The sequence below is a fragment of the Stenotrophomonas maltophilia group sp. RNC7 genome, from assembly GCF_030910085.1.
Lineage (GTDB): Bacteria > Pseudomonadota > Gammaproteobacteria > Xanthomonadales > Xanthomonadaceae > Stenotrophomonas > Stenotrophomonas sepilia.
Genome location: NZ_JAVFVN010000597.1, coordinates 1 through 506, shown reverse-complemented (window position 1 = coordinate 506; position 506 = coordinate 1). Strand labels below are relative to the sequence as shown.

At 32.6% G+C, this 506-nt stretch carries 2 protein-coding genes; both read right to left on the bottom strand.

All coding sequences use genetic code 11. The features are described 5' to 3' along the window. A partial coding sequence (locus RCF13_RS11645; RefSeq protein ID WP_308141192.1) for a hypothetical protein occupies positions 1 to 204 on the bottom strand: 204 nt, incomplete at its 3' end. A gap of 21 nt (positions 205 to 225) precedes the next feature. Further along, the coding region (locus tag RCF13_RS11640) for a hypothetical protein (protein WP_308141191.1) at positions 226 to 506 on the bottom strand (281 nt) is incomplete at its 5' end.

Below are 506 nucleotides of genomic sequence, written 5' to 3'. Positions count from 1 at the left end.
TTTACATAATGCATAAGGATCATATCCTGCTTGGTATACTGCTTCCATTAAATCTTCCATTTCATTTTTAGCTTGTAACTCTCTTGTTATATCAGAAACACTAAAGCAAAGACTATTGTATCTTGAAGCTATAGTACCTTGTACAACTCTGTTAAAAATTTCATTAAAATTCTCTTTTGTTAAAATCACCATTTCGTTATTCATTAGTATATCTCCTCACTTTGATTATTCAGCATTTAAAAATACAGCATTATCCGGAAGTGATTCTATAAAAGAATCCATAATAGCTCCTTGATGCCATAGATTTTGAGTTACTACCTTTTTTCCTTTATGAGGACCATTAATAAATTGAATAAAGTACTTCCTGCCACCATAACCAGCGAATATGTTATTAGGGTTTTCCTTTCCGATCACATAATGTTCCCCGTTAATACGAGCGCATAAGCTTCCATGGCCTGTAATATCACCGGATTGCTTCCAAAATACTTTTTCTTGCCAAAACTTTT